A 20,373-nucleotide genomic window follows, 5' to 3' on the forward strand; every position below is an offset into this window, starting at 1 on the left:
CGCCCTCAGCGCGCCACGACGCGATCGAGCACGATATGCACGCCGCTGCTGCCCGCGGCCACCCCGTCCACATGCCCTTCGATATCCCCCGGCTGCGGCGTGGCACTGCCACTCTTGGAAACGCGCGCTACCAGATTGACCTGGGCAAAGCGCGACAGCCGCAGCTCTTCGGCCATGGCGCTGCTGTCGTCGAGCGTGAAGGCCACGGGCCAACCCGTGGCGGCTACGCGCAGCGCGGCCAGCGGCATGGGCGGGCCCTTGGGAGCACGAGCGAAGACGAACAAGGTATCGGAGTCGGCAATCTGGTCGGCCACGCTCGGATCCACCGTGACCGAGCCGCTGATGGCGGCCTGGCCCGGGGGCGCGGATGCTACCTGGGCGGCCGGCGCTTCGCCGCGCGCCCGCGCAATCAGCTGGTCTATGGTCTCGGCGTCTTTTGCGCCCTCGGGCAACAGGGTCTTGAGATGCTCCCAATGCTGCAGTGCCGTCTTCGCGTCGCCTTGCTGCAGCGCAGCGAGGCCGGCAAACGCCAGCGCGTTGAGGTTGTTCGGGTCGATCTTCAAGGCGCGTTGAACCATGGCGGTTGGCTCGCCCGAAAGATCGCGCCCATGCGCCACCGCAAGGGTATTGGCGTATTCGACCCACAGATCGGGGCTGTCGTCCACCAGCTCCGTGGCCTTGGCATAAGCGGCCAGAGCCTCGTCGGTGTGCCCGAGCTGCATGCTCGCGCGGGCCAGCATGACCCACGACGGGGCATCCTGGGCGTCGGCCGCCACGCGCGCCCGCAAGGCCGCAAGTGTGGTTTCGTCGGGCGCCTGGGGCAGCGCGTCGCTCGCTTGGACGGCCGCATGCTTGCCGCTGATGGCCCCCGGCTGCCCCACCGCCAGATAGACGCTCACCGCCAGCAGCGGCAGCGCCACGGCCGTGGCCAGCGCGATGGCCCAATTGGCCTGCTGACTCGACTGCGCCTGCGCGCGCGCCGCCTGGTCGGCCTGCAGCGCCTGGCGCTGCAACTCCAGGCGTGCTCTCTCGTGCTCGGCCGCGCCCACATCGCCCGCGGCCAGTTGCGCGTCGAGCTCGCGCAGCCCGTCGGCGAGCACCGCCAGATCCTCGCCGTGCTGCAGCGGCCGCTGGCGGCGGCGCAACAGGGGAAACAGCACCGCGGCCAAGGCCGCGAGCACCATGGCTGCGGCCAGCGCCACAAAAGCGAGCATCAATCCTTCTCCTTGGCAAGGCCGAGCAACTGCTGCGCCTTTTGCTCTTCCTGCGGCGTGAGCGCAGCCGGCTCTGGCGTGCCTGGCCGGTTGCCGAGCGCGCGCCACAGCACGAACAGGCCGAGCAGCAGCAAAACAAAAGGCCCACCCCAGAGCAGCAGCGTCTTGGCAGTCAGGCGCGGGCGATAGAGCACGAACTCGCCGTAGCGCTGCACCATGAACTCGCGAATCTGCGCGGGTGTGCGCCCCTGCTCAAGCTGCTTGCGTATCTGCTGGCGCAAATCGACCGCCAGATCGGCGTGCGAAGCGGCAATGGTTTCGTTCTGGCACACCAGGCAGCGCAGCTCGTGCGCGATGTCCATCATTCGTGCCTCCAGCGCCGGGTCGGCCGCCAGCGTGGGCGCCTCGCTGGCCCAGCCGCTGGCGCCAAGCCAGGCCAGGAGGACGAGCATCAAGCGGGCGAGGTATCTATGCACCGAGCTTCCTCATCAGCGGCAGGATGGTCTCTTGCAGCGCCTCGGGCGTGACCGGGCCAATGTGCTTGTAGCGGATCACCCCCTGGCGATCGATGATGAAGGTCTCGGGTACGCCGTAGACCCCCAGATCGATGCCCACCAGCCCCTGCGTGTCCGAGAAGGATTCCAGATAAGGATTGCCCAGTCGCGCAAGCCAGCGCAGCGCATCCTCGCGCTTGTCCTTGTAGTTGAGCCCGTAAATCAGGATGGATTTGTCGGAGCGAGCTAGGTCCACGAACACCGGATGCTCCACGCGGCAGGCCACGCACCAGGAGGCCCAGACGTTGAGCATCCAGACCTTGCCGGCCATGTCCTTGGCGCTTGCCGTCTTCGCTGGATCACCAAGCTGCGGCAGGGTAAAGGCGGGCAGAGGCTTGTCGATGAGCGGCGAGGGCAGCTCGCGCGGCTTGAGCGTGAGCCCAATGCCCAGAAACACCATCAGGACGGCAAACACCGCCAGCGGCACGATGCCTTTTCTCATGGCGCAGCCACCTTGGCAGCGCCCGGCAGCGGCAGTGCGCCCGCGGGGGCGCCGGGCGTGTTCGAGCCCGCAGCGCGCGCCGGAGCGCTCTGGCGCCGCTTGAGCCGATAGCGCCGGTCCATGACCGCCAGGCCTCCGCCCAGAGCCATCATGAAGCAGCCAAACCAGATCCAGTCCACGAAGGGTTTGAAGTAGACCCGCACGATCCAGCGCGTATTGGTCAGCCGGTCGCCCAGCGCCGCGTACAGGTCGCGCGTGAGACCGGGGTCGATGGACGCCTCGGTCATCGGCGTGGGGTTGGCCCCTTCGGTGTAGACGCGCCGCTCGGGACGCAGCGTGGCCACGCTCTGGCCGTCGCGCGTGACGCTGAGCACGCCCACATCGGCGCTGTAGTTGGGCCCGCGCTTGGTTTGCGTGCCTTCAAACAGGAATGTGTAGCCGGCCAGCGTCACGCTCTCGCCCGGCTCCATGGTCACGTCCTTCTCGATCTCATAGCCGTTGACGATGCTCACGCCGACAATGAACACCGCCACGCCCAGGTGTGCCAGCAGCATCCCGTAGTAGCTGCCCGGCTGCGTGCGTATGCGCCGGCGCCAGCTTGGCGAGGGGTGGTTCTTCAGGCGCTCGTAGAGGTTGTAGAAGGTGGTCGCCGCGATCCAGAAAGCCAGGAACAGGCCAAAGCCCACCAGCGGCTTCCAGTTGCCCAGCAGCCAAGGAGAGATGAGCGCGGCCAGCAGACTCACGATGAGCGCCCAGCGCAGCTTGCGCACCAGTGCCAGCGCCTGGTCCTGGCGCCAGCGCGTGAGCGGGCCGACGCCCATGAGAAACAGCGCCGGGGCGATCAGCGGCACGAACACCGCTTCAAAGTAGGGCGGCCCGACCGAGAGCTTGCCCAGACCCAGAGCGTCGATGATCAGCGGGTACAAGGTGCCCAGCAGCACCGCAGCAAAGGCCACCAGCAGCACGACGTTGTTGAGCAGCAGCATGGCCTCGCGCGAGACCATGGCAAATTGTCCGCCCAGGCCCACGCGCGGCGCGCGCCAGGCAAACAGCAGCAGCGAGCCGCCCACGACCACGCTCAGGAAGGCCAGGATGTAGATGCCGCGCGAAGGATCGGTGGCAAAGGCGTGCACCGAGGTAAGCACGCCCGAGCGCACCAGGAAGGTGCCCAGCAGCGACAGCGAGAACGCGATGATCGCCAGCAGCGCGGTCCACAGCTTGAAGGTGTTGCGCTTTTCGGTCACCGCCAGCGAGTGCAGCAGCGCGGTGCTGACCAGCCAGGGCATGAGCGAGGCGTTCTCCACCGGGTCCCAGAACCACCAGCCACCCCAGCCCAGCTCATAGTAGGCCCAGGCACTGCCCACGGCGATGCCCAGCGTGAGAAAGGCCCAGGAGACGGTGGCCCAGGGGCGCGACCAGCGTGCCCAGGCGGCGTCCAGGCGTCCGGCCAGCAGCGCAGCCATGGCAAAGGCGAAGGCCACGACGGTACCCACATAGCCCATGTACAGCAGCGGCGGGTGCGCGATCAGGCCCGGGTCTTGCAATTGCGGGTTCAGGTCCTGCCCGTTGGTCGCGGCAGGCAGCAGGCGCTCGAAGGGGTTGGAAGTGAACAGGATGAACAGCAGCAGCCCGACGGAAATCAGGCCCATGATGGCCAGGATGCGCGCGCGCGTCTCGTCGTCGAGGTTGCGCGAAAACAGCGACACCGCCAGCGTCCAGCATGCCAGGATCAGCACCCACAGCAGGATGGAGCCTTCGTGCCCGCCCCAGACGGCGCAGATGCGGTAGATCAGCGGCAGCTGCGAGTTGGAGTGCTGCACGACGTAGAGCACGGAGAAGTCGTTGGCCACGAACAGATAGCTCAGGCAGGCAAAGGCGCCCGCCACGAACAGGAACTGGCCCCAGGCGGCGGGGCGGGCGAGCGCCATCCAGTCGGCGTTGCCGCGCGCCGCCCCGATCAGCGGCACGCTGCCTTGCAAGAGCGCCAGGCAAAGCGCCAGCACCAGGGCCAGTTGCCCGACCTCGGCGATCATGGCCGCGCTCCGCTGCCCGTCTCCAGCGAAGTGGTCTTGAGCGTGTCGGCCACTTCCTTGGGGGTGTAGTTCTCGTCGTGCTTGGCCAGCACCTGCTCCGCGCGAAAGCTGCCGTCCGCCTGCAGACGCCCTTGGGTGACTACGCCTTTGCCTTCGCGAAACATGTCGGGCAGCAGTCCGTCGTAGGTGACGGGGATGGCCTGGGCGCCGTCGGTGACGACAAAGCGCACGGCCAGGCTGTCGCTGCTGCGCTGCACGCTGCCTTCCTGCACCAGTCCGCCCAGACGAAAGCTGCGATCGACCGGAGCCTCGCTGCTGGCCACTTGCGAGGGGCTGAAGAAAAACACCAGGTTGTCCTGAAAGGCGTTGAGCACCAGAGCGCTTGCAACGCCCAGCGCTGCCAGGCCACCGATGATGATCAGCCCGCGTTTGGTTCTGCTTCTCATGCTCTTACTCCATGTGCCGGCGACGGCTGCGAAGCTGCCAGATCTCGGCAGCGATGACCACCATCATCACCGCAAGCGAGCCCCAGACATAGCGGCCGTAGCCGCCCATGTGCAGGAACTCGGACCAGCTCGACCAGTAAATCATGTGGAGGCTCCGGTGGTCGGCGATGAGGGGGAAGACTCCAGTGGACTTGCCGCGTGCCCCTGCAGTTCCCGTTGTACCCAGCTTGCATGGCGTTCGCGTTCGAGCATGATCAGCCGCACCCGCGCCAGCACCACCGCAATGCAGTAGCACCATACGGCAGCCGAGCTGATCAACATGCCGGCCAACATCGGCGTGGCGATGCTCGGGGCGCTGGTCAGGCTCACCGAAGCGCCCTGGTGCAGCGTGTTCCACCACTGCACCGAGAAATAGATGATGGGAACGTTGACCACGCCCACCAGGGCCAGCACGGCGGTGGCGCGGTCGGCGCGGCGCTCGTCGTCGATGGAGGCATGCAGCGCAAGAAAGCCCAGATACAGGAAGAGCAGGATCAGCTCCGAGGTGAGCCGCGCGTCCCAGACCCACCAGGTGCCCCAGGTCGGCTTGCCCCAGAGGGCGCCGGTCCACAGCGCCAGAAACGTCATCAAGGCCCCCGTGGGCGCGAGCGCCCGCGCCATCATCGAGGCCAGGCGGGTGTTGAACACCAGCCCCACGCCGGCCCAGAACGCCATGGCCACGTAGATGACCATGGACAGCCAGGCGGTAGGCACGTGCAGAAAGATGATGCGGTAGGCGTCCCCTTGCTGCGCGTCGGTGGGCGCGACAGCGAAACCGATGAACAGCCCGATCGCACCCAACAACACCGCCAGCACCGAAAACCACACCACGCCGCGGCCCGCAAGCGGGTAAAAGCGCGCCGGAGCAGCGTACTTGAACCAGTTGATGGAGTTGCGTTGTGCCGTCGGCGCCGTCATGTCACTGGCTTTTGTATCGCGTCAGGGATAACCCCGTATTGTCTGTGTTTGCCCGCAGGCCCTGAAAGACCCTTCGTGCAGCTATACCACTGCAGGCAAGGCGCCGCTGCGGTCTCTGCGGCACGAACGGCGTGCAGAGATTGCGTTCGCGCGCCGAGCATAGTACACTTTCGGGCTTTTCCGGATTTCTTTGGCGGTTGGCTTGCGCGCAGCGCGGGCCGCACCGCGGATTCACGTTCTAGGGACACGTAACTGCATGCCAACCATTAACCAACTCGTGCGCCAGGGCCGCACGGTCGAAGTTGTCAAATCCAAAAGCCCCGCGATGGAGAACTGCCCGCAGCGCCGGGGCGTGTGCACGCGCGTGTACACCACGACGCCCAAGAAGCCGAACTCGGCTCTGCGCAAGGTGGCCAAGGTGCGCCTGACCAATGGCTTCGAGGTCATCTCCTACATCGGCGGCGAGGGCCACAACCTGCAGGAGCACAGCGTGGTGCTGCTGCGCGGCGGTCGCGTCAAGGACTTGCCCGGCGTGCGCTACCACATCGTGCGCGGCTCGCTGGACCTGCAGGGCGTGAAGGATCGCAAGCAGGCGCGCTCCAAGTACGGCGCCAAGCGTCCCAAGGCCAAGTAATACGCCGGCGCAGGCCGGCAAGGTGCTGCTCCTGCGTGGCGCAGGCAGTAGCGTAGTGGCCCCGCGTTCCGGGGTCGAGTAAGTGGAGGTCCCGGTTTGGCCTCCGCGGTGCCGGCAAGGCACCAGCTGAAGCAATTGAAAGGTGAAAAATGCCACGTCGTCGCGAAGTCCCCAAACGTGAAATCCTGCCGGATCCGAAGTTCGGCAACGTAGAGCTGTCCAAATTCATGAACGTGATCATGGAAGGCGGCAAGAAGGCGGTTGCCGAGCGCATCATCTACGGCGCTCTCGAGCTGATCGAGAAAAAGCAACCCGAGAAGAACGCCCTTGAGGTGTTCACCACTGCCATCAACAACGTCAAGCCCATGGTCGAGGTGAAGTCCCGCCGTGTCGGCGGCGCCAACTACCAGGTGCCGGTCGAGGTGCGGCCCATCCGCCGCCTGGCCTTGTCGATGCGCTGGATCAAGGAAGCTGCGCGCAAGCGCGGCGAGAAGTCCATGGCGCAGCGTCTTGCCAACGAATTGATGGAAGCCACGGAAGGCCGTGGCGGCGCAATGAAGCGCCGCGACGAGGTGCACCGCATGGCCGAGGCGAACAGGGCCTTCAGCCACTTCCGTTTCTGAATTTCGCCCCCATTTCCCTCGAAGGCAAGAAGCCCGACGTGCCGGTTTTCGGCGGCCGGGCTGTTGTCCGTTAACGAAAGATCATCATGGCCCGCACTACTCCCCTGGAGCGTTATCGCAATATCGGCATTTCTGCGCACATCGACGCAGGCAAGACCACGACCTCCGAGCGCATTCTGTTTTACACGGGCCTGACCCACAAGATCGGTGAAGTGCACGACGGCGCGGCCACGACCGACTGGATGGAGCAGGAGCAAGAGCGCGGCATCACCATCACCTCGTCGGCAGTGACCTGCTTCTGGAAGGGCATGGATCTGTCGCGCCCGGCGCACCGCATCAACATCATCGACACCCCCGGGCACGTGGACTTCACCATCGAGGTGGAGCGCTCCATGCGCGTGCTTGATGGCGCGGTCATGGTGTATTGCGCCGTGGGCGGCGTGCAGCCGCAGTCCGAGACCGTCTGGCGCCAGGCCAACAAGCACAAGGTGCCGCGCATTGCCTTCGTCAACAAAATGGATCGCACCGGCGCCAACTTCTTCAAGGTGCACGACCAGATGAAGACGCGCCTGAACGCGCATCCGGTGCCGGTGGTCATCCCCATGGGTGCGGAGGACGGGTTTCAGGGCGTGGTGGACCTCATCAAGATGAAGGCCATCATCTGGGACGAAGCCTCCCAGGGCATGAAGTTCGAGTACCGTGAGGTTCCTGCCGATCTCATGGATCAGGCCAAGGAATGGCGCGAGAAGATGATCGAGTCTGCCGCCGAAGCCAGCGAAGAGCTGATGAACAAGTACCTGGAAGAAGGCGAGCTGTCTGAAGAGGACATCATCGCCGGCCTGCGCCAGCGCACGATCGCCACTGAAATCCAGCCCATGCTGTGCGGCACCGCCTTCAAGAACAAGGGCGTGCAGCGCATGCTCGACGCGGTGCTCGACTTCCTGCCCGCGCCAACCGACATTCCCGACGTCGCCGGCACCGATCCGGACGAAGAGGACAAGAAGCTGACGCGCAAGGCGGACGACAACGAGAAGTTCTCGGCGCTCGCGTTCAAGCTCATGACCGACCCCTTTGTCGGCCAGCTCACCTTCGTGCGCGTCTATTCGGGCGTGCTCACCAAGGGCGACACGGTCTACAACCCGGTCAAGGGCAAGAAAGAGCGCATCGGCCGCATCGTGCAGATGCACGCCAACGACCGCCAGGAGATCGAGGAAATCCGCGCCGGCGACATCGCCGCCTGCGTGGGCCTGAAGGACGTGACCACGGGCGACACCCTGTGCGACCTGAACGCCCACATCATGCTCGAGCGCATGGTCTTCCCCGAGCCGGTGATCGCCCAGGCGGTGGAGCCCAAGTCCAAGGCCGACCAGGAGAAGATGGGCATCGCGCTGTCGCGCCTGGCGGCCGAAGATCCGTCGTTTCGCGTGCGCACCGATGAAGAATCGGGCCAGACCATCATCGCCGGCATGGGCGAGCTGCACCTGGACATCATCGTCGACCGCATGAAGCGCGAGTTTGGTGTCGAGGCCAACGTCGGCAAGCCGCAGGTAGCCTACCGCGAGACGGTGCGCAAGAGCGTCTCGGACGTGGAAGGCAAGTTCGTGCGCCAGTCGGGCGGCAAGGGCCAGTACGGCCACGTGGTGTTCCGCCTGGAGCCCAACGAGCCGGGCAAGGGCTTCGAGTTCCTCGACGAGATCAAAGGCGGCGTGGTGCCGCGCGAGTACATCCCTGCGGTGCAAAAGGGCGTGGAAGAAGCGCTCACCGCCGGCGTGCTGGCCGGCTACCCGGTGGTGGACGTGAAGGTTGCGCTCACCTTCGGCTCCTACCACGACGTGGACTCGTCGGAGCAGGCGTTCAAGATGGCGGCCATCTTCGGCTTCAAGGAAGCCGCACGCAAGGCCGACCCGGTGATCCTCGAGCCCATGATGGCCGTGGAGGTGGAGACGCCCGAAGACTACGCAGGCACGGTGATGGGCGACCTGTCCAGCCGCCGCGGCATGGTGCAGGGCATGGACGACATGGTCGGCGGCGGCAAGGCCATCAAGGCCGAGGTGCCGCTGTCCGAGATGTTCGGCTACGCCACGCAGCTGCGCTCCATGACCCAGGGGCGCGCCACCTACGTGATGGAATTCAAGCATTACGCCGAAGCGCCGCGCAACGTGGCCGAAGCGATCATGGCGGCACGCGCCAAGTGATTTGAACGAAAACAGGCTCCAGCGCTTGCCAGCCAGGCGCTGGCAGCTATTTTTTCGATAGTATTTTGTCGGTCTGCGATTCGGTGCCTTCCGGTGGTCCTGTGCCGGGGGAGTCAGCAATCGGGTGCAGACCTTAAACCCTCGCACAGGCATTGCTCTTTTGGAGTTGGAACATGGCAAAAGGAAAATTCGAGCGTACCAAGCCGCACGTGAACGTGGGCACCATTGGTCACGTGGACCACGGCAAGACGACGCTCACCGCAGCGATCGCCACCGTGCTGGGCAAGAAGTTCGGCGGTGACGTCAAGAGCTACGACCAGATCGACAACGCCCCGGAAGAAAAGGCCCGCGGCATCACCATCAACACCTCGCACGTGGAGTACGAGACGGCAAACCGCCACTACGCCCACGTGGACTGCCCCGGCCACGCCGACTATGTCAAGAACATGATCACCGGCGCCGCCCAGATGGACGGCGCCATCCTCGTGTGCTCGGCCGCCGACGGCCCCATGCCCCAGACGCGTGAGCACATCCTGCTGGCCCGCCAGGTCGGCGTGCCCTACATCATCGTGTTCCTCAACAAGTGCGACATGGTCGATGACGCCGAGCTGCTCGAACTCGTCGAGATGGAAGTGCGCGAGCTGCTGTCCAAATACGAATTCCCCGGCGACGACACCCCCATCATCAAGGGCTCGGCCAAGCTGGCGCTCGAAGGCGACACGGGCGAGCTCGGCGAGCAGGCCATCATGCAACTGGCCGAAGCGCTGGACAGCTACATCCCCACGCCTGAGCGCGCCATCGACGGCGCCTTCCTCATGCCCGTGGAAGACGTGTTCTCCATCTCCGGGCGCGGCACCGTGATCACCGGACGCGTGGAGCGCGGCATCGTCAAGGTCGGCGAGGAAGTGGAGATCGTGGGCATTCGCGACACGCAAAAGACCACCGTCACCGGCGTGGAAATGTTCAGAAAGCTCCTGGACCAGGGTCAGGCGGGCGACAACGTCGGCATCTTGCTGCGCGGCACCAAGCGCGAAGACGTCGAGCGCGGCCAGGTCGTGGCCAAGCCCGGCTCGATCACGCCGCACACGCACTTCACCTGCGAGGTCTACGTGCTGTCCAAGGACGAGGGCGGGCGCCACACGCCGTTCTTCAACAACTACCGCCCGCAGTTCTACTTTCGCACCACCGACGTGACCGGCGCCATCGAGCTGCCGGCCGACAAGGAGATGGTGATGCCCGGCGACAACGTGTCCATGACCGTCAAGCTCATCCACCCCATCGCCATGGAAGAAGGCCTGCGCTTTGCCATCCGCGAGGGTGGACGCACCGTGGGTGCAGGCGTGGTGGCGAAGATCATCGAATAATTCCTGGGACGACTGAGGATTATTCATGTCCAAGCAAAAAATCCGCATTCGCCTGAAGGCGTTTGACTACAAGCTGATCGACCAGTCGGCCGCCGAGATCGTCGATACCGCCAAGCGCACGGGCGCCATCGTCAAGGGCCCCGTGCCCCTGCCCACGCGCATGAAGCGTTTCGACATCCTGCGCTCGCCGCACGTCAACAAGACCAGCCGCGACCAGCTGGAAATCCGCACGCACCAGCGCCTGATGGACATCGTCGATCCGACGGACAAGACGGTGGATGCGCTGATGAAGCTCGACCTGCCTGCCGGCGTGGACGTCGAGATCAAGCTGCAGTGAACTGGCTGGCCGCCAGCGCCGCGGGGCGCCAGGCGGCCGGCACTTGTTCTTGCAAAGCGGTTGGGTTAGAATCGCCGGCTTCGCGCAGAGAGCGTCTTCGCGAAGCTTGAACAACCTTCTTTCACGCGCCGGGGCGAATACGCGACAACTTGCGGATTCGCACCGGCGCAAACGCCAAGGCCAATTGAAGTCGGGGCGGTGAGAGTTCTGGAGAATAAACATGAGTCAGAGCAACTCCCTGGGGTTGCTGGGGCGCAAGGTGGGCATGATGCGTCTGTTCGCCGATGACGGGGTCTCCATCCCCGTTACGGTGGTCGACGTCTCGGGCAACCGCGTTACCCAGGTCAAGACCCAGGACAACGACGGCTACGTGGCCTTGCAGGTCACCTACGGTGCGCGCAAAGCTTCGCGCGTGACCAAGCCGCAAGCAGGGCATCTCGCCAAGGCGGGCGTCCAGGCGGGGCAGATCATGCGCGAGTTTCGCGTCAGCTCCGAAACCGCGGACAAGTACCCGGCGGGCAGCGCCTTGCCGGTGACCGAGGTGTTCGCCGCAGGCCAGAAGGTGGATGTGCAAGGCACCTCCATCGGCAAGGGCTACGCCGGCACCATCAAGCGCCACAACTTCGGTTCGCAGCGCGCCTCGCACGGCAACAGCCGCTCGCACAACGTGCCCGGCTCCATCGGCATGGCGCAGGACCCCGGTCGCGTGTTCCCCGGCAAGAAGATGACCGGCCACATGGGCGACGAGACCGTGACCACCCAGAACCTGGATGTGGTGCGCGTCGACGAAGCGCGCCAGCTGCTGTTGATCAAGGGCGCCGTGCCCGGCTCCAAGGGCGGCTTCGTGACCGTGCGTCCGGCCGTCAAGGCGCTTGCAACGAAAGGAGCGAACTGATGCAGCTCGAACTCCTCGATGAACAAGGCCAGGCAGCGTCCAAGGTGGACGTGCCCGAGACCGTGTTCGACCGTCAATACAACGAAGATCTGATCCATCAGGTCGTGGTGGCCTACCGCGCCAATGGCCGTCAGGGCACGCGCGCGCAGAAGGACCGTCAGCAGGTCCGCCACTCCACGCGCAAGCCCTTCAAGCAGAAGGGCACGGGCAATGCCCGCGCCGGCATGACCTCTTCGCCGCTGTGGCGTGGGGGTGGTCGCATATTCCCGAACCTGCCGGACGAGAATTTCACGCACAAGCTCAACAAGAAGATGTACCGCGCCGGCATGGCCTCGATCTTCTCCCAGTTGGTGCGCGAAGGGCGCCTGGCGGTGGTCGATTCGATCAAGCTCGACTCGCCCAAGACCAAGGCGCTTGCCAGCCGCTTCAAGGCGATGAACCTCGATTCCGTCATGGTGATCGCCGAAGAGGTCGACGAGAACCTGTACCTTGCCTCGCGCAACCTGAAGAACGTGTTCGTGGTCGAGCCGCGCTACGCCGATCCGGTGTCGCTGGTGCACTACAAGAAGGTTCTCATCACCAAGGGCGCGATTGACCAGCTCAAGGAGATGTTTGCATGAGCACGTCCAAATTCGATGAAGGCCGTCTGATGCAGGTGCTGATTGCTCCGGTAGTGTCGGAGAAGGCGACCATGGTGTCCGAGAAGTCGAACGTGGTCACCTTCAAGGTGCTGCAGGGCGCGACCAAGCCGGAAATCAAGGCCGCGGTCGAGCTGCTTTTCAAGGTGGAAGTCACGGGCGTCTCCGTGGTCAACGTCAAGGGCAAGACCAAGCGCTTTGGCAAAACCACCGGCCGGCGCGACAACGTGCGCAAGGCCTATGTACATCTCAAGGAAGGCCAGGACCTGAACCTGTCCGGGGAGGCGGCATAACCATGGCTGTCATCAAGATCAAACCGAATACTCCGGGCCAGCGTGGCGCGGTGAAGATTTCGCGCAGCCACCTGCACAAGGGTGAGGGCTACGCGCCGCTGCTGGAGCCCAAGTTCCAGAAGGCGGGGCGCAACAACCGCGGTTGCATCACCGTGCGCCACAAGGGCGGCGGTCACAAGCACCACTACCGCGTGGTGGACTTCGTGCGTGCCAAGGACGGCATTCCGGCCAAGGTCGAGCGCATCGAGTACGACCCGAACCGCTCGGCGCACATCGCCCTGGTGTGCTATGCCGACGGCGAGCGCCGCTACATCATTGCGCCGCGCAACATCGAAGTGGGTGCCACCGTGGTGAGCGGCGCCGAGGCGCCGATCCGCGTGGGCAACACTCTGCCGATCCGCAACATCCCCGTGGGCTCGACCATCCATTGCATCGAGCTCAAGCCGGGCAAGGGCGCACAGATTGCCCGCTCCGCCGGCACCTCGGCGACCTTGCTGGCGCGCGAAGGGGTCTACGCCCAGGTGCGCATGCGTTCGGGCGAAGTGCGCCGGATCCACGTCGAGTGTCGCGCCACCATTGGCGAAGTCGCCAACGAAGAGCACAGCCTGCGCCAGCTCGGCAAGGCCGGCGTCAAGCGCTGGATGGGCATACGCCCGACGGTGCGTGGCGTTGCCATGAACCCGATCGACCACCCGCAGGGCGGCGGCGAAGGCAAGACCGGGGAGGGACGCCACCCTGTGGACCCCTGGGGCAATCTGACCAAGGGCTACCGTACCCGCAACAACAAGCGCACACAGAACATGATCGTGTCGCGTCGCAAGAAGTAAGGGGTAGCCAATGTCTCGCTCCGTCAAAAAGGGTCCGTTCGTCGACCATCACCTGCTGGCCAAGGCCGAGAAGGCCGTGGCAACCAAGGACAAGAAGCCCGTCAAGACCTGGTCGCGCCGCTCCATGGTGCTGCCCGAGTTCATCGGCCTGACCATTGCCGTGCACAACGGCAAGCAACACGTGCCCGTCTACATCACCGACCAGATGGTCGGCCACAAGCTCGGCGAATTTGCCCTGACGCGCACGTTCAAGGGTCACCCGGCGGACAAGAAAGTCCAGAAGAAGTAAGGAACGACCATGTCTGAAACACGTGCAGTCCTGCGGGGCGTCCGCTTGTCCGTGGACAAGGGTCGTCTCGTGGCAGATCTCATCCGCGGCAAGAAGGTGGACCAGGCTCTCGACATCCTGACCTTCACGCAGAAAAAGGCGGCCGGCATCGTCAAGAAGGTGCTCGAATCCGCCATCGCCAACGCCGAACACAACGATGGCGCCGACATCGACGAACTGAAGGTCAAGACCATCTACGTCGAGCAGGGCACCACGCTCAAGCGCTTCACGGCGCGCGCCAAGGGCCGCGGCAACCGCATCAGCAAGCCGACGTGCCACATTTACGTGACCGTGGGCAACTGAAGGCGAGAGGAACACCATGGGACAAAAAATTCATCCTACCGGCTTTCGCCTCGCCGTCAGCCGCAACTGGGCCAGCCGCTGGTACGCCGGCAACCGCGATTTCGCGGGCAAACTCGCTGAAGACATCAAGGTGCGTGAGTTTCTGCGCCGCAAGCTCAAGAACGCCGCCGTCTCGCGCGTGCTGATTGAGCGCCCGGCAAAGAATGCGCGCATCACCATTTACTCGGCCCGTCCGGGCGTGGTGATTGGCAAGAAGGGCGAGGACATCGAGAACCTGAAGAAGGAACTCGCGGCCATGCTCGGCGTGCCGGTTGCGGTCAACATCGAAGAGGTGCGCAAGCCCGAAATCGACGCCAAGCTGATCGCCGACTCCATCACCCAGCAACTGGAAAAGCGTATCCAGTTCCGCCGCGCCATGAAGCGCGCGATGCAGAACGCGATGCGCCTGGGTGCCCAGGGCATCAAGATCATGTCCTCGGGGCGCCTGAACGGCATCGAAATCGCCCGCACCGAGTGGTACCGCGAAGGCCGCGTTCCGCTGCATACCCTGCGTGCCGACATCGACTACGGCGTGTCCGAAGCGCACACGACCTATGGCGCCATCGGCGTGAAGGTCTGGGTCTACAAGGGCGACACCCTCGGCCGCGGCGACCTGCCCGCTGTTGAAACCCCGCGCGAAGACGAGCGTCGTCCCCGGGGTGCGCGCCGCGATGGCCGCCGCGACACCCGCGGACCGCGCCGTGCTGGCGGCACCAATTCGGCGCCCGTGGACGGTAGCGACAAACCCGAAGGTGCCGCTGGCACCGACGCAACCACCGTTAAGCGCGTTGCCAAGGACGCGCCCGCTGCTGCAGCGGCGGACGGCAAAGGAGAATAAGCATGCTGCAACCTGCTCGCCGCAAGTTCCGCAAGGAACAAAAAGGCCGCAACACGGGCATCGCCACCCGTGGCAATACCGTGTCCTTCGGTGACTTCGGCCTCAAGTGCACCGACCGCGGCCGCCTGACGGCCCGCCAGATCGAAGCCGCACGTCGTGCGATTTCCCGCCATGTCAAGCGTGGCGGACGCATCTGGATCCGCGTGTTTCCGGACAAGCCCATTTCCAACAAGCCCGCCGAAGTGCGCATGGGCAGCGGCAAGGGCAATCCGGAGTACTACGTGGCCGAGATCCAGCCGGGCAAGGTGGTTTTCGAGATCGTTGGCGTCCCTGAGGAGCTGGCGCGCGAAGCCTTCCGCCTGGCTGCGGCCAAGCTTCCGCTGCGCACCACCTTCGTCTCTCGCCATATTGGCGCGTAAGGAATTTTCAACATGACGAAAGCCGCTGAACTCCGCCAGAAGGATGTGAGTGCTCTGTTGGACGAAGTGAAGTCGCTGCAAAAGGCCCACTTCGGCCTGCGCATGCAAAAGGCAACCCAGCAACTGGGCAATACCGCTACCCTCAAGACGACGCGCCGCGACATCGCGCGCGCCAAAACCATACTTGCTGAAAAGCAGGCCGCCAAGTAACCAGGAGCGAACATGACGGAAGCAAAGACATCCCTCAAGCGCACCTTGGTTGGCAAGGTGGTCAGCGACAAGCGTGCAAAGACGGTCACCGTTCTGGTGGAGCGCCGCGTGAAGCACCCGATCTACGACAAGATCGTGATCCGCTCGAGCAAATTCCATGCTCACGACGAGAACGGCGAGTACAAGCAGGGCGACACGGTGGAGATCGCCGAAAGCCGTCCGCTGTCCAAGACCAAGAACTGGGTGGTGACCCGCCTGGTGCAAAAGGCCACCTTGGTCTGACGGGCCGGTTCCGCGCGCCGTGGAGCGGGTGCATGCTCGCCGCTCTCAAGACGACCCACCTCGTGGGTCGTTTTTTATTGCCTTGCTGATGCGGCGGCTCGCGGCTCCTGCGCGAGCAAGGCGCGCGTGACCTGGCGCCGCAAACGCATGCCAAGCCGCGCTCACGGGTGCACTTCAGCCCAAGGTCGCCTTGAGGTAGTGCGCTCCCGGGAAGGGGCTGTGGTAGTAGGGCGCAATCTCGACGAAACCCAGCTCCTCATACAAGGAGCGCGCCGCCTCCATGTCGTCCAGGGTATCGAGCAGCACCGTGGCATAGCCCTGGCGGCTGGCCTCTTGCACGATGGCCTCTGCGAGAGCCCGCCCCAGGCCGAAGCCGCGAAACGCCTTGCGCACGTAAAGCCGCTTCATCTCCGCCGCGTTTGGGTAATCACAGTCGTCGATAGGGCGCAGCGCGCAGCAGCCCGCAACGCTGCCATCCACTTCCGCGAGATACAGACAGCCGCGGGGCGGTGCGTACTCGCCGGGCAGTCCGGCGATCTCCTCTTCCAGGCCCTGCAGGCTCAGGTCCACGTCCAGAGACAGCGCGTACTCCCTGAACAGCTCTTTGGCAAGCGCCATGTCGTCGGGATGCGAGGCCACGAACAGGCGGAAGGAAGGAGGCTGCACTTTCGTCGGGTCAAGTGGACAAGGGCATGAGTGTAGCCCGCAGCTTCCGGCGCCTGTCACTTTGCAGGTACCGACCAGCAAGGGCCAGCGGGCCGGGTGATAATGCGGTGTTTCCCTTCTTGCGGCCATGAAGACCTGTATCGTCCTGTTCGCCCATGCGCCCTTGGCCAGTGCCTTGCGCTCCTGTGTGCTGCATGTGTTCCCGGAATGCGAGTCGGAGGTGTTGGCGCTGGATGTGCCGCCCTGCGCGCACCCGGCGCAGATGCACGATGCCGCGCAGGCCTTGATGAGCCGCAGCGGTGCGCAGCAGTTCCTGCTGGTATCGGACGTAGTCGGCGCCACACCGCACAACATCGCCTGTGGACTGGTGCATGAGCCGACATCCGGCCTGATCACCGGGGCGAACCTGCCGATGTTGCTGCGCGCCGTCAACTACCGCCATGAAGGCCTAGATGCGCTGATCGAGCGGGCACTGGCCGGCGGTAGACAGGGGATGCTGCGACCGCAGCCGCAAACGAGCTGCGCCCACCCGTAGTCCGACGTGATCAAGGCCAAGGTAACCATCGTCAACAGGCTGGGATTGCATGCGCGCGCGTCGGCCAAGCTGACCAAGCTTGCCAACAGCTTCGACTGCCAGGTCTGGCTCAGCCGCGGCGATCGGCGGGTCAACGCCAAGAGCATCATGGGCGTGATGCTACTGGCGGCGGGCATGGGCACGGAAGTGGAACTGGAAACCGATGGCGCGCAGGAGCAGCTCGCCATGCAAAGCCTGCGGGCCTTGATCGCCGACAAGTTCGGCGAAGGCGAATAAGGGCGCCAAGCCGAATTTCCCGCTGTAGTGAATCGAACCGGAAGGCGGCACAAAGCATGTCCATGGGCGCTCGCATCAAAGGGCTCTCGGTCACGCCCGGCATCGCCCAGGGCCGGGCAGTCCTGATACAGCGCAGCGCCGGCGAGATTGCGCGCTACCGGCTGGATGGCGCGCGACGAGAGGCCGAATTGGCGCGTCTCGCCGCAGCGCGCGACGCCGTCGTGCGCGAATTGCAGGCGCTGCAGACCCGACTGCCGCAGGGGGCGCCCATGGAGCTCGCCGCGCTGCTCGATGTGCATTTGCAACTGCTGCACGATGAAGCCCTCGTCGGTGCGATCCGGCACTGGATTTCCGACCACGGCTACAACGCGGAATGGGCGCTGGCGACGCAGATGGAGGTCTTGGCGCGCCAGTTCGACGCCATGGACGACCCCTACCTGCGTGAGCGCAAGGCGGATCTTGAGCAGGTGGTGGAGCGCCTGCTGCACCACCTCAATGAGGGCCTGGGCATTGAGCATCTGGCAGGAAGCGATGAGCCGCGCATCCTGATAGCGCGCGATCTCTCTCCCGCGGATTTGCTGCACTATCGCGACGGTGTCTTCGCCGGTTTTGCCACGGATATGGGCACGGCGACCAGCCATACGACCATCGTCGCGCGCAGCATGGGCATACCCGCAGTGGTTGCGGTGCGCGGCATCAGCGAGCGGGTAAATCCGGACGACTGGGTCATCATCGACAGTGAGGCGGGCCTTGTCGTTGTCAACCCCGACGCTTGCGAGCGCGCGGCCTACGCCGAGCGGGCCGCAACCCTCGCGCAGGACAACCGCGAGTTGGAGAGCCTGGTCGTGCTGCCATCGCGCACTCTCGATGGCGTGATGGTTCAACTGCTGGCCAATATCGAAGGGCCGCACGACGTGCCTGCGGCCCTGCGTGCGGGCGCGCAAGGCGTGGGACTGCTGCGCAGCGAGTTCCTGTTCATGAACCGCAAGGGAGCGCTGCCAGGCGAAGACGAGCAGTACGAGGCATACCGCGGCGTCGTGCAAGGGATGGGCGGGCGGCCTGTGACAATACGCACGGTCGATATCGGTGCAGACAAGCCGCTCGGCCCCGTGGTCCGCCCGGTCGCGGCAAACCCCGCACTCGGCCTGCGGGCGATACGCTGGAGCCTGGCCGATCCGGAGATGTTCCGTACGCAGCTGCGCGCCATTCTCCGTGCGGCCGTACTCGGCCCGGTCAAGCTGCTGTTCCCTATGGTCAGCCATCAGGAGCAGCTCGATCAGGCGCTGGCACAGTTGCAAATCGCACGCGACGAGCTTGCCGCGCGCAAAGTGGCCGCAGGCGACGTGCAGGTGGGCGCCATGGTCGAGGTGCCGGCTGCGGCGTTGCTGGCCGATGAATTTCTGCGCTGTGTCGACTTTCTGTCGATTGGCACCAACGACCTGATCCAGTACACGCTGGCCATCGATCGCACGGACGAATCCGTCGCCTACCTCTATACGCCCACGCATCCGGCTGTGCTCAGGCTGGTCGCATCGGTGATCGCCAGTGCAGAGCGTGCAGGCAAGGAGGTCGCTATCTGCGGCGAAATGGCCGGCGACGTGCAGACCACGCGACTGCTGCTCGGGCTCGGGCTCAAGTCGTTTTCCATGCAGCCATCCCAGATACCACGGGTCAAACAGCAGCTTGTGCAGAGTGACGTGGCGGCACTGAAGGCCTGGGCGAATGCGGTGGTGCACTCGGCCCAGCCGCACGCCATGCTTGCGCAAGGACCCAGCGTCTAGGGCAACGCTGAAAACACCCCTCGCGCGCTGCGCATCCCGGCCTGGGGCGGTCTGCGGCCTTGCAAATCCTCGCAACAGCTTCGGCTATTGCTGTGGTTTGTGTCTTGCAGAGCATCCCCACGCTGGGCGCACGCCATCGCGGCGACTTGTTCAGCGTCGCCCTGGAGCGAGACGCTGCGCGTGCGCCATACACCAGTGAACGTGCCGCGTTCCGTCGTTCAGGGCTGCAGCCGACGTTGCAGATGCACTGCCAGCTGACGGGCCACGTCGATCCAGGAGGCCCGCACGCCCACGCTCGCGAGATCCACCGTCTGCAGGCCGACGTAGCCGCAGGGGTGAATGCGCTGAAAGGCTTGCAAGTCCATTGCCACGTTGAGTGCCAGTCCGTGGTAGGTGCAGTGGTTGGTAACCTTGATACCGATGGCGGCGATCTTGCCCACGTCGGTGAAGTCCGGCGTAGGCGCGGGGCTGCCGGGTCGGCGCAACTGCGGGCGCTGGGGCAGCAGCGCGTGGCTGGCGGGTTCGCTCAGGCGCACGTAAATCCCCGGCGCGCCGGCGACCCGGTGGCCGGTGATGCCGAAATCCGCCAGCGTGCCGATCACCGCCTCTTCGATCCGGTACACGTATTCCTTGACGTAATAGCCCGCTCGCCGCAGGTCCATCAAGGGGTAGGCGACGACCTGCCCAGGACCGTGGTAAGTGACTTGTCCACCGCGGTTGGTCGCGATCACCGGGATGTCTCCGGGATGCAGCACGTGTTCGGGCTTGCCGGCCACGCCCTGGGTAAAAACCGGTTTATGCTCGCAAATCCATAGCGCATCAGCCGTATCAGGCTTGCGCGAAAGGGTGAAAGCCTGCATCGCGCGCAGCGTCGCGGCGTACTCCACCTGTCCCAGCCAGCAAAGCGCGGGCGCGGTCACAGCACGACTTTGACCATGGGGTGCGAGGTCAGGGCCCGGTACATGTCATCGAGCTGCTCGCGGCTGGTGGCGGTCACCGTGATGGTTACCGCGAGGTAGTGGCCCTGGCGGCTGGGCCGCAGCTCTACGGTGCTCGCGTCAAAATCGGGATCAAAGCGGTGTGCGATCTCCGTCACCGCTCCCACGAACCCCTCGGCGCGCGCTCCCATGACCTTGATCGGAAACGCGCTCGGGTACTGGATGAGGCTCTCCTGTGCCGACGACGGGTGCTCGCTGCCGATGATCGCGAGTGGGGGGGGTGCTTTGGCCATGCATGCAAGGATA

General features: G+C 64.9%; 28 protein-coding genes. 18 read left to right on the forward strand and 10 right to left on the reverse strand.

Features of this window, described 5'->3' with window-relative positions; translation table 11 throughout:
* Positions 1 to 5 precede the first annotated feature (5 nt).
* The 7 genes from ccmI to ccmC are packed head-to-tail and all read right to left on the reverse strand — an operon-like array spanning position 6 to position 5,646.
* Entirely contained in the window at positions 6 to 1,214 is a 1,209-nt protein-coding gene (ccmI, locus tag KUD94_RS13940) for a c-type cytochrome biogenesis protein CcmI (RefSeq protein ID WP_218237776.1), read from the reverse strand.
* Positions 1,214 to 1,666, reverse strand: coding sequence for a cytochrome c-type biogenesis protein (locus tag KUD94_RS13945; RefSeq protein WP_218239315.1), 453 nt, complete (start codon positions 1,664 to 1,666; stop codon positions 1,214 to 1,216). Before KUD94_RS13945 ends, ccmI begins: the two co-directional genes overlap by 1 nt.
* 16 nt (positions 1,667 to 1,682) lie before the next feature.
* Complete coding sequence (locus tag KUD94_RS13950; RefSeq protein ID WP_218237777.1) at positions 1,683 to 2,210, reverse strand: DsbE family thiol:disulfide interchange protein; 528 nt, start codon at positions 2,208 to 2,210, stop codon at positions 1,683 to 1,685.
* Positions 2,207 to 4,243, reverse strand: coding sequence for a heme lyase CcmF/NrfE family subunit (locus KUD94_RS13955; RefSeq protein ID WP_218237778.1), 2,037 nt, complete (start codon positions 4,241 to 4,243; stop codon positions 2,207 to 2,209). The genes KUD94_RS13950 and KUD94_RS13955 overlap by 4 nt, the downstream gene beginning before the upstream one ends.
* The gene (gene ccmE, locus KUD94_RS13960) at positions 4,240 to 4,689 is read right to left on the reverse strand and encodes a cytochrome c maturation protein CcmE (RefSeq protein WP_218237779.1); all 450 of its coding nucleotides are present in this window, start codon (positions 4,687 to 4,689) and stop codon (positions 4,240 to 4,242) included. Before ccmE ends, KUD94_RS13955 begins: the two co-directional genes overlap by 4 nt.
* A gap of 4 nt (positions 4,690 to 4,693) precedes the next feature.
* Positions 4,694 to 4,834 carry a heme exporter protein CcmD gene (ccmD, locus tag KUD94_RS13965; protein ID WP_255437801.1) on the reverse strand — a complete coding sequence of 47 codons (141 nt, stop codon included), beginning with the start codon at positions 4,832 to 4,834 and terminating at the stop codon, positions 4,694 to 4,696.
* Positions 4,831 to 5,646 carry a heme ABC transporter permease CcmC gene (ccmC, locus tag KUD94_RS13970; protein WP_218237780.1) on the reverse strand — a complete coding sequence of 272 codons (816 nt, stop codon included), beginning with the start codon at positions 5,644 to 5,646 and terminating at the stop codon, positions 4,831 to 4,833. Before ccmC ends, ccmD begins: the two co-directional genes overlap by 4 nt.
* A gap of 256 nt (positions 5,647 to 5,902) precedes the next feature.
* On the opposite strand from ccmC, the gene rpsL reads away from it, so the two are divergent.
* The 15 genes from rpsL (at position 5,903) to rpsQ (ending at position 15,871) form a co-directional block, all read left to right on the forward strand.
* Positions 5,903 to 6,280, forward strand: coding sequence for a 30S ribosomal protein S12 (rpsL, locus tag KUD94_RS13975; protein ID WP_146912115.1), 378 nt, complete (start codon positions 5,903 to 5,905; stop codon positions 6,278 to 6,280).
* A gap of 149 nt (positions 6,281 to 6,429) precedes the next feature.
* Positions 6,430 to 6,903, forward strand: coding sequence for a 30S ribosomal protein S7 (rpsG, locus tag KUD94_RS13980; RefSeq protein ID WP_146912114.1), 474 nt, complete (start codon positions 6,430 to 6,432; stop codon positions 6,901 to 6,903).
* 86 nt (positions 6,904 to 6,989) lie between these two features.
* Entirely contained in the window at positions 6,990 to 9,098 is a 2,109-nt protein-coding gene (gene fusA / locus KUD94_RS13985) for an elongation factor G (RefSeq protein ID WP_218237781.1), read from the forward strand.
* 173 nt (positions 9,099 to 9,271) lie between these two features.
* Positions 9,272 to 10,462: an elongation factor Tu gene (gene tuf, locus KUD94_RS13990; RefSeq protein WP_218237621.1), complete on the forward strand. Its 1,191-nt coding sequence runs from the start codon at positions 9,272 to 9,274 to the stop codon at positions 10,460 to 10,462.
* A gap of 25 nt (positions 10,463 to 10,487) precedes the next feature.
* Positions 10,488 to 10,799 carry a 30S ribosomal protein S10 gene (gene rpsJ / locus KUD94_RS13995; RefSeq protein WP_005796953.1) on the forward strand — a complete coding sequence of 104 codons (312 nt, stop codon included), beginning with the start codon at positions 10,488 to 10,490 and terminating at the stop codon, positions 10,797 to 10,799.
* 220 nt (positions 10,800 to 11,019) lie between these two features.
* The gene (gene rplC / locus KUD94_RS14000) at positions 11,020 to 11,694 is read left to right on the forward strand and encodes a 50S ribosomal protein L3 (protein WP_218237782.1); all 675 of its coding nucleotides are present in this window, start codon (positions 11,020 to 11,022) and stop codon (positions 11,692 to 11,694) included.
* Positions 11,694 to 12,314: a 50S ribosomal protein L4 gene (rplD, locus tag KUD94_RS14005; RefSeq protein WP_218237783.1), complete on the forward strand. Its 621-nt coding sequence runs from the start codon at positions 11,694 to 11,696 to the stop codon at positions 12,312 to 12,314. The genes rplC and rplD overlap by 1 nt, the downstream gene beginning before the upstream one ends.
* Positions 12,311 to 12,625 carry a 50S ribosomal protein L23 gene (gene rplW / locus KUD94_RS14010; protein ID WP_146912109.1) on the forward strand — a complete coding sequence of 105 codons (315 nt, stop codon included), beginning with the start codon at positions 12,311 to 12,313 and terminating at the stop codon, positions 12,623 to 12,625. The genes rplD and rplW overlap by 4 nt, the downstream gene beginning before the upstream one ends.
* A 2-nt stretch (positions 12,626 to 12,627) precedes the next feature.
* On the forward strand, positions 12,628 to 13,452 hold the full coding sequence (rplB, locus tag KUD94_RS14015; protein WP_218237784.1) for a 50S ribosomal protein L2: 825 nt from the start codon (positions 12,628 to 12,630) through the stop codon (positions 13,450 to 13,452).
* Between the two features lie 10 nt (positions 13,453 to 13,462).
* Positions 13,463 to 13,741, forward strand: a complete 279-nt coding sequence (gene rpsS / locus KUD94_RS14020) for a 30S ribosomal protein S19 (RefSeq protein ID WP_218237785.1) — start codon at positions 13,463 to 13,465, stop codon at positions 13,739 to 13,741.
* Positions 13,742 to 13,750: 9 nt separating this feature from the next.
* Positions 13,751 to 14,083 (forward strand): 50S ribosomal protein L22, encoded by a 333-nt coding sequence (gene rplV / locus KUD94_RS14025; protein WP_146912106.1) that lies wholly within the window; start codon positions 13,751 to 13,753, stop codon positions 14,081 to 14,083.
* A gap of 16 nt (positions 14,084 to 14,099) precedes the next feature.
* Positions 14,100 to 14,960: a 30S ribosomal protein S3 gene (gene rpsC, locus KUD94_RS14030; RefSeq protein WP_218237786.1), complete on the forward strand. Its 861-nt coding sequence runs from the start codon at positions 14,100 to 14,102 to the stop codon at positions 14,958 to 14,960.
* Between the two features lie 2 nt (positions 14,961 to 14,962).
* The gene (gene rplP, locus KUD94_RS14035) at positions 14,963 to 15,379 is read left to right on the forward strand and encodes a 50S ribosomal protein L16 (protein WP_218237787.1); all 417 of its coding nucleotides are present in this window, start codon (positions 14,963 to 14,965) and stop codon (positions 15,377 to 15,379) included.
* Positions 15,380 to 15,391: 12 nt separating this feature from the next.
* Positions 15,392 to 15,589, forward strand: coding sequence for a 50S ribosomal protein L29 (gene rpmC / locus KUD94_RS14040; RefSeq protein WP_218237788.1), 198 nt, complete (start codon positions 15,392 to 15,394; stop codon positions 15,587 to 15,589).
* Positions 15,590 to 15,601: 12 nt separating this feature from the next.
* Entirely contained in the window at positions 15,602 to 15,871 is a 270-nt protein-coding gene (gene rpsQ, locus KUD94_RS14045; RefSeq protein ID WP_146912102.1) for a 30S ribosomal protein S17, read from the forward strand.
* A gap of 174 nt (positions 15,872 to 16,045) precedes the next feature.
* On the opposite strand, the gene KUD94_RS14050 is transcribed toward rpsQ, so the two are convergent.
* Positions 16,046 to 16,489 carry a GNAT family N-acetyltransferase gene (locus KUD94_RS14050; protein WP_218239316.1) on the reverse strand — a complete coding sequence of 148 codons (444 nt, stop codon included), beginning with the start codon at positions 16,487 to 16,489 and terminating at the stop codon, positions 16,046 to 16,048.
* A gap of 175 nt (positions 16,490 to 16,664) precedes the next feature.
* Here KUD94_RS14050 and KUD94_RS14055 point away from each other — a divergent pair, with 175 nt between their 5' ends.
* The 3 genes from KUD94_RS14055 (at position 16,665) to ptsP (ending at position 19,129) form a co-directional block, all read left to right on the forward strand.
* Positions 16,665 to 17,072: a PTS sugar transporter subunit IIA gene (locus KUD94_RS14055; RefSeq protein ID WP_218237789.1), complete on the forward strand. Its 408-nt coding sequence runs from the start codon at positions 16,665 to 16,667 to the stop codon at positions 17,070 to 17,072.
* 6 nt (positions 17,073 to 17,078) lie between these two features.
* Positions 17,079 to 17,348, forward strand: coding sequence for an HPr family phosphocarrier protein (locus KUD94_RS14060; protein ID WP_218237790.1), 270 nt, complete (start codon positions 17,079 to 17,081; stop codon positions 17,346 to 17,348).
* Between the two features lie 62 nt (positions 17,349 to 17,410).
* The gene (gene ptsP, locus KUD94_RS14065; protein WP_218237791.1) at positions 17,411 to 19,129 is read left to right on the forward strand and encodes a phosphoenolpyruvate--protein phosphotransferase; all 1,719 of its coding nucleotides are present in this window, start codon (positions 17,411 to 17,413) and stop codon (positions 19,127 to 19,129) included.
* A 218-nt stretch (positions 19,130 to 19,347) separates the two neighbouring features.
* On the opposite strand, the gene lipB is transcribed toward ptsP, so the two are convergent.
* Positions 19,348 to 19,989, reverse strand: coding sequence for a lipoyl(octanoyl) transferase LipB (lipB, locus tag KUD94_RS14070; RefSeq protein ID WP_218237792.1), 642 nt, complete (start codon positions 19,987 to 19,989; stop codon positions 19,348 to 19,350).
* A 56-nt stretch (positions 19,990 to 20,045) separates the two neighbouring features.
* A complete protein-coding gene (locus KUD94_RS14075; protein ID WP_218237793.1) occupies positions 20,046 to 20,360 on the reverse strand; it encodes a YbeD family protein in 315 nt (104 codons plus the stop codon).
* Positions 20,361 to 20,373: the final 13 nt, after the last annotated feature.

Source organism: Comamonas sp. NLF-1-9 (assembly GCF_019195435.1).
Lineage (GTDB): Bacteria > Pseudomonadota > Gammaproteobacteria > Burkholderiales > Burkholderiaceae_C > Comamonas_C.

Excerpts from the sequence above, each read along its gene's own strand:
- rpsJ (WP_005796953.1), top strand. The coding sequence starts at position 10,488 with ATGTCCAAGCAAAAAATCCGCATTCGCCTGAAGGCGTTTGACTACAAG.
- rplV (WP_146912106.1), top strand. The coding sequence starts at position 13,751 with ATGTCTGAAACACGTGCAGTCCTGCGGGGCGTCCGCTTGTCCGTGGAC.
- rplP (WP_218237787.1), top strand. The coding sequence starts at position 14,963 with ATGCTGCAACCTGCTCGCCGCAAGTTCCGCAAGGAACAAAAAGGCCGC.
- KUD94_RS14075 (WP_218237793.1), bottom strand. The coding sequence starts at position 20,360 with ATGGCCAAAGCACCCCCCCCACTCGCGATCATCGGCAGCGAGCACCCG.
- lipB (WP_218237792.1), bottom strand. The coding sequence starts at position 19,989 with ATGCAGGCTTTCACCCTTTCGCGCAAGCCTGATACGGCTGATGCGCTA.
- rplB (WP_218237784.1), top strand. The coding sequence starts at position 12,628 with ATGGCTGTCATCAAGATCAAACCGAATACTCCGGGCCAGCGTGGCGCG.
- rpmC (WP_218237788.1), top strand. The coding sequence starts at position 15,392 with ATGACGAAAGCCGCTGAACTCCGCCAGAAGGATGTGAGTGCTCTGTTG.
- ccmE (WP_218237779.1), bottom strand. The coding sequence starts at position 4,689 with ATGAGAAGCAGAACCAAACGCGGGCTGATCATCATCGGTGGCCTGGCA.
- tuf (WP_218237621.1), top strand. The coding sequence starts at position 9,272 with ATGGCAAAAGGAAAATTCGAGCGTACCAAGCCGCACGTGAACGTGGGC.
- KUD94_RS13950 (WP_218237777.1), bottom strand. The coding sequence starts at position 2,210 with ATGAGAAAAGGCATCGTGCCGCTGGCGGTGTTTGCCGTCCTGATGGTG.
- KUD94_RS14050 (WP_218239316.1), bottom strand. The coding sequence starts at position 16,489 with ATGGCGCTTGCCAAAGAGCTGTTCAGGGAGTACGCGCTGTCTCTGGAC.
- rpsQ (WP_146912102.1), top strand. The coding sequence starts at position 15,602 with ATGACGGAAGCAAAGACATCCCTCAAGCGCACCTTGGTTGGCAAGGTG.
- KUD94_RS13945 (WP_218239315.1), bottom strand. The coding sequence starts at position 1,666 with ATGCTCGTCCTCCTGGCCTGGCTTGGCGCCAGCGGCTGGGCCAGCGAG.
- ptsP (WP_218237791.1), top strand. The coding sequence starts at position 17,411 with ATGGGCGCTCGCATCAAAGGGCTCTCGGTCACGCCCGGCATCGCCCAG.
- rpsS (WP_218237785.1), top strand. The coding sequence starts at position 13,463 with ATGTCTCGCTCCGTCAAAAAGGGTCCGTTCGTCGACCATCACCTGCTG.
- rpsL (WP_146912115.1), top strand. The coding sequence starts at position 5,903 with ATGCCAACCATTAACCAACTCGTGCGCCAGGGCCGCACGGTCGAAGTT.
- rplC (WP_218237782.1), top strand. The coding sequence starts at position 11,020 with ATGAGTCAGAGCAACTCCCTGGGGTTGCTGGGGCGCAAGGTGGGCATG.
- rplW (WP_146912109.1), top strand. The coding sequence starts at position 12,311 with ATGAGCACGTCCAAATTCGATGAAGGCCGTCTGATGCAGGTGCTGATT.
- rplD (WP_218237783.1), top strand. The coding sequence starts at position 11,694 with ATGCAGCTCGAACTCCTCGATGAACAAGGCCAGGCAGCGTCCAAGGTG.
- KUD94_RS13955 (WP_218237778.1), bottom strand. The coding sequence starts at position 4,243 with ATGATCGCCGAGGTCGGGCAACTGGCCCTGGTGCTGGCGCTTTGCCTG.
- ccmD (WP_255437801.1), bottom strand. The coding sequence starts at position 4,834 with ATGATTTACTGGTCGAGCTGGTCCGAGTTCCTGCACATGGGCGGCTAC.
- ccmI (WP_218237776.1), bottom strand. The coding sequence starts at position 1,214 with ATGCTCGCTTTTGTGGCGCTGGCCGCAGCCATGGTGCTCGCGGCCTTG.
- KUD94_RS14055 (WP_218237789.1), top strand. The coding sequence starts at position 16,665 with ATGAAGACCTGTATCGTCCTGTTCGCCCATGCGCCCTTGGCCAGTGCC.
- rpsG (WP_146912114.1), top strand. The coding sequence starts at position 6,430 with ATGCCACGTCGTCGCGAAGTCCCCAAACGTGAAATCCTGCCGGATCCG.
- fusA (WP_218237781.1), top strand. The coding sequence starts at position 6,990 with ATGGCCCGCACTACTCCCCTGGAGCGTTATCGCAATATCGGCATTTCT.
- rpsC (WP_218237786.1), top strand. The coding sequence starts at position 14,100 with ATGGGACAAAAAATTCATCCTACCGGCTTTCGCCTCGCCGTCAGCCGC.
- ccmC (WP_218237780.1), bottom strand. The coding sequence starts at position 5,646 with ATGACGGCGCCGACGGCACAACGCAACTCCATCAACTGGTTCAAGTAC.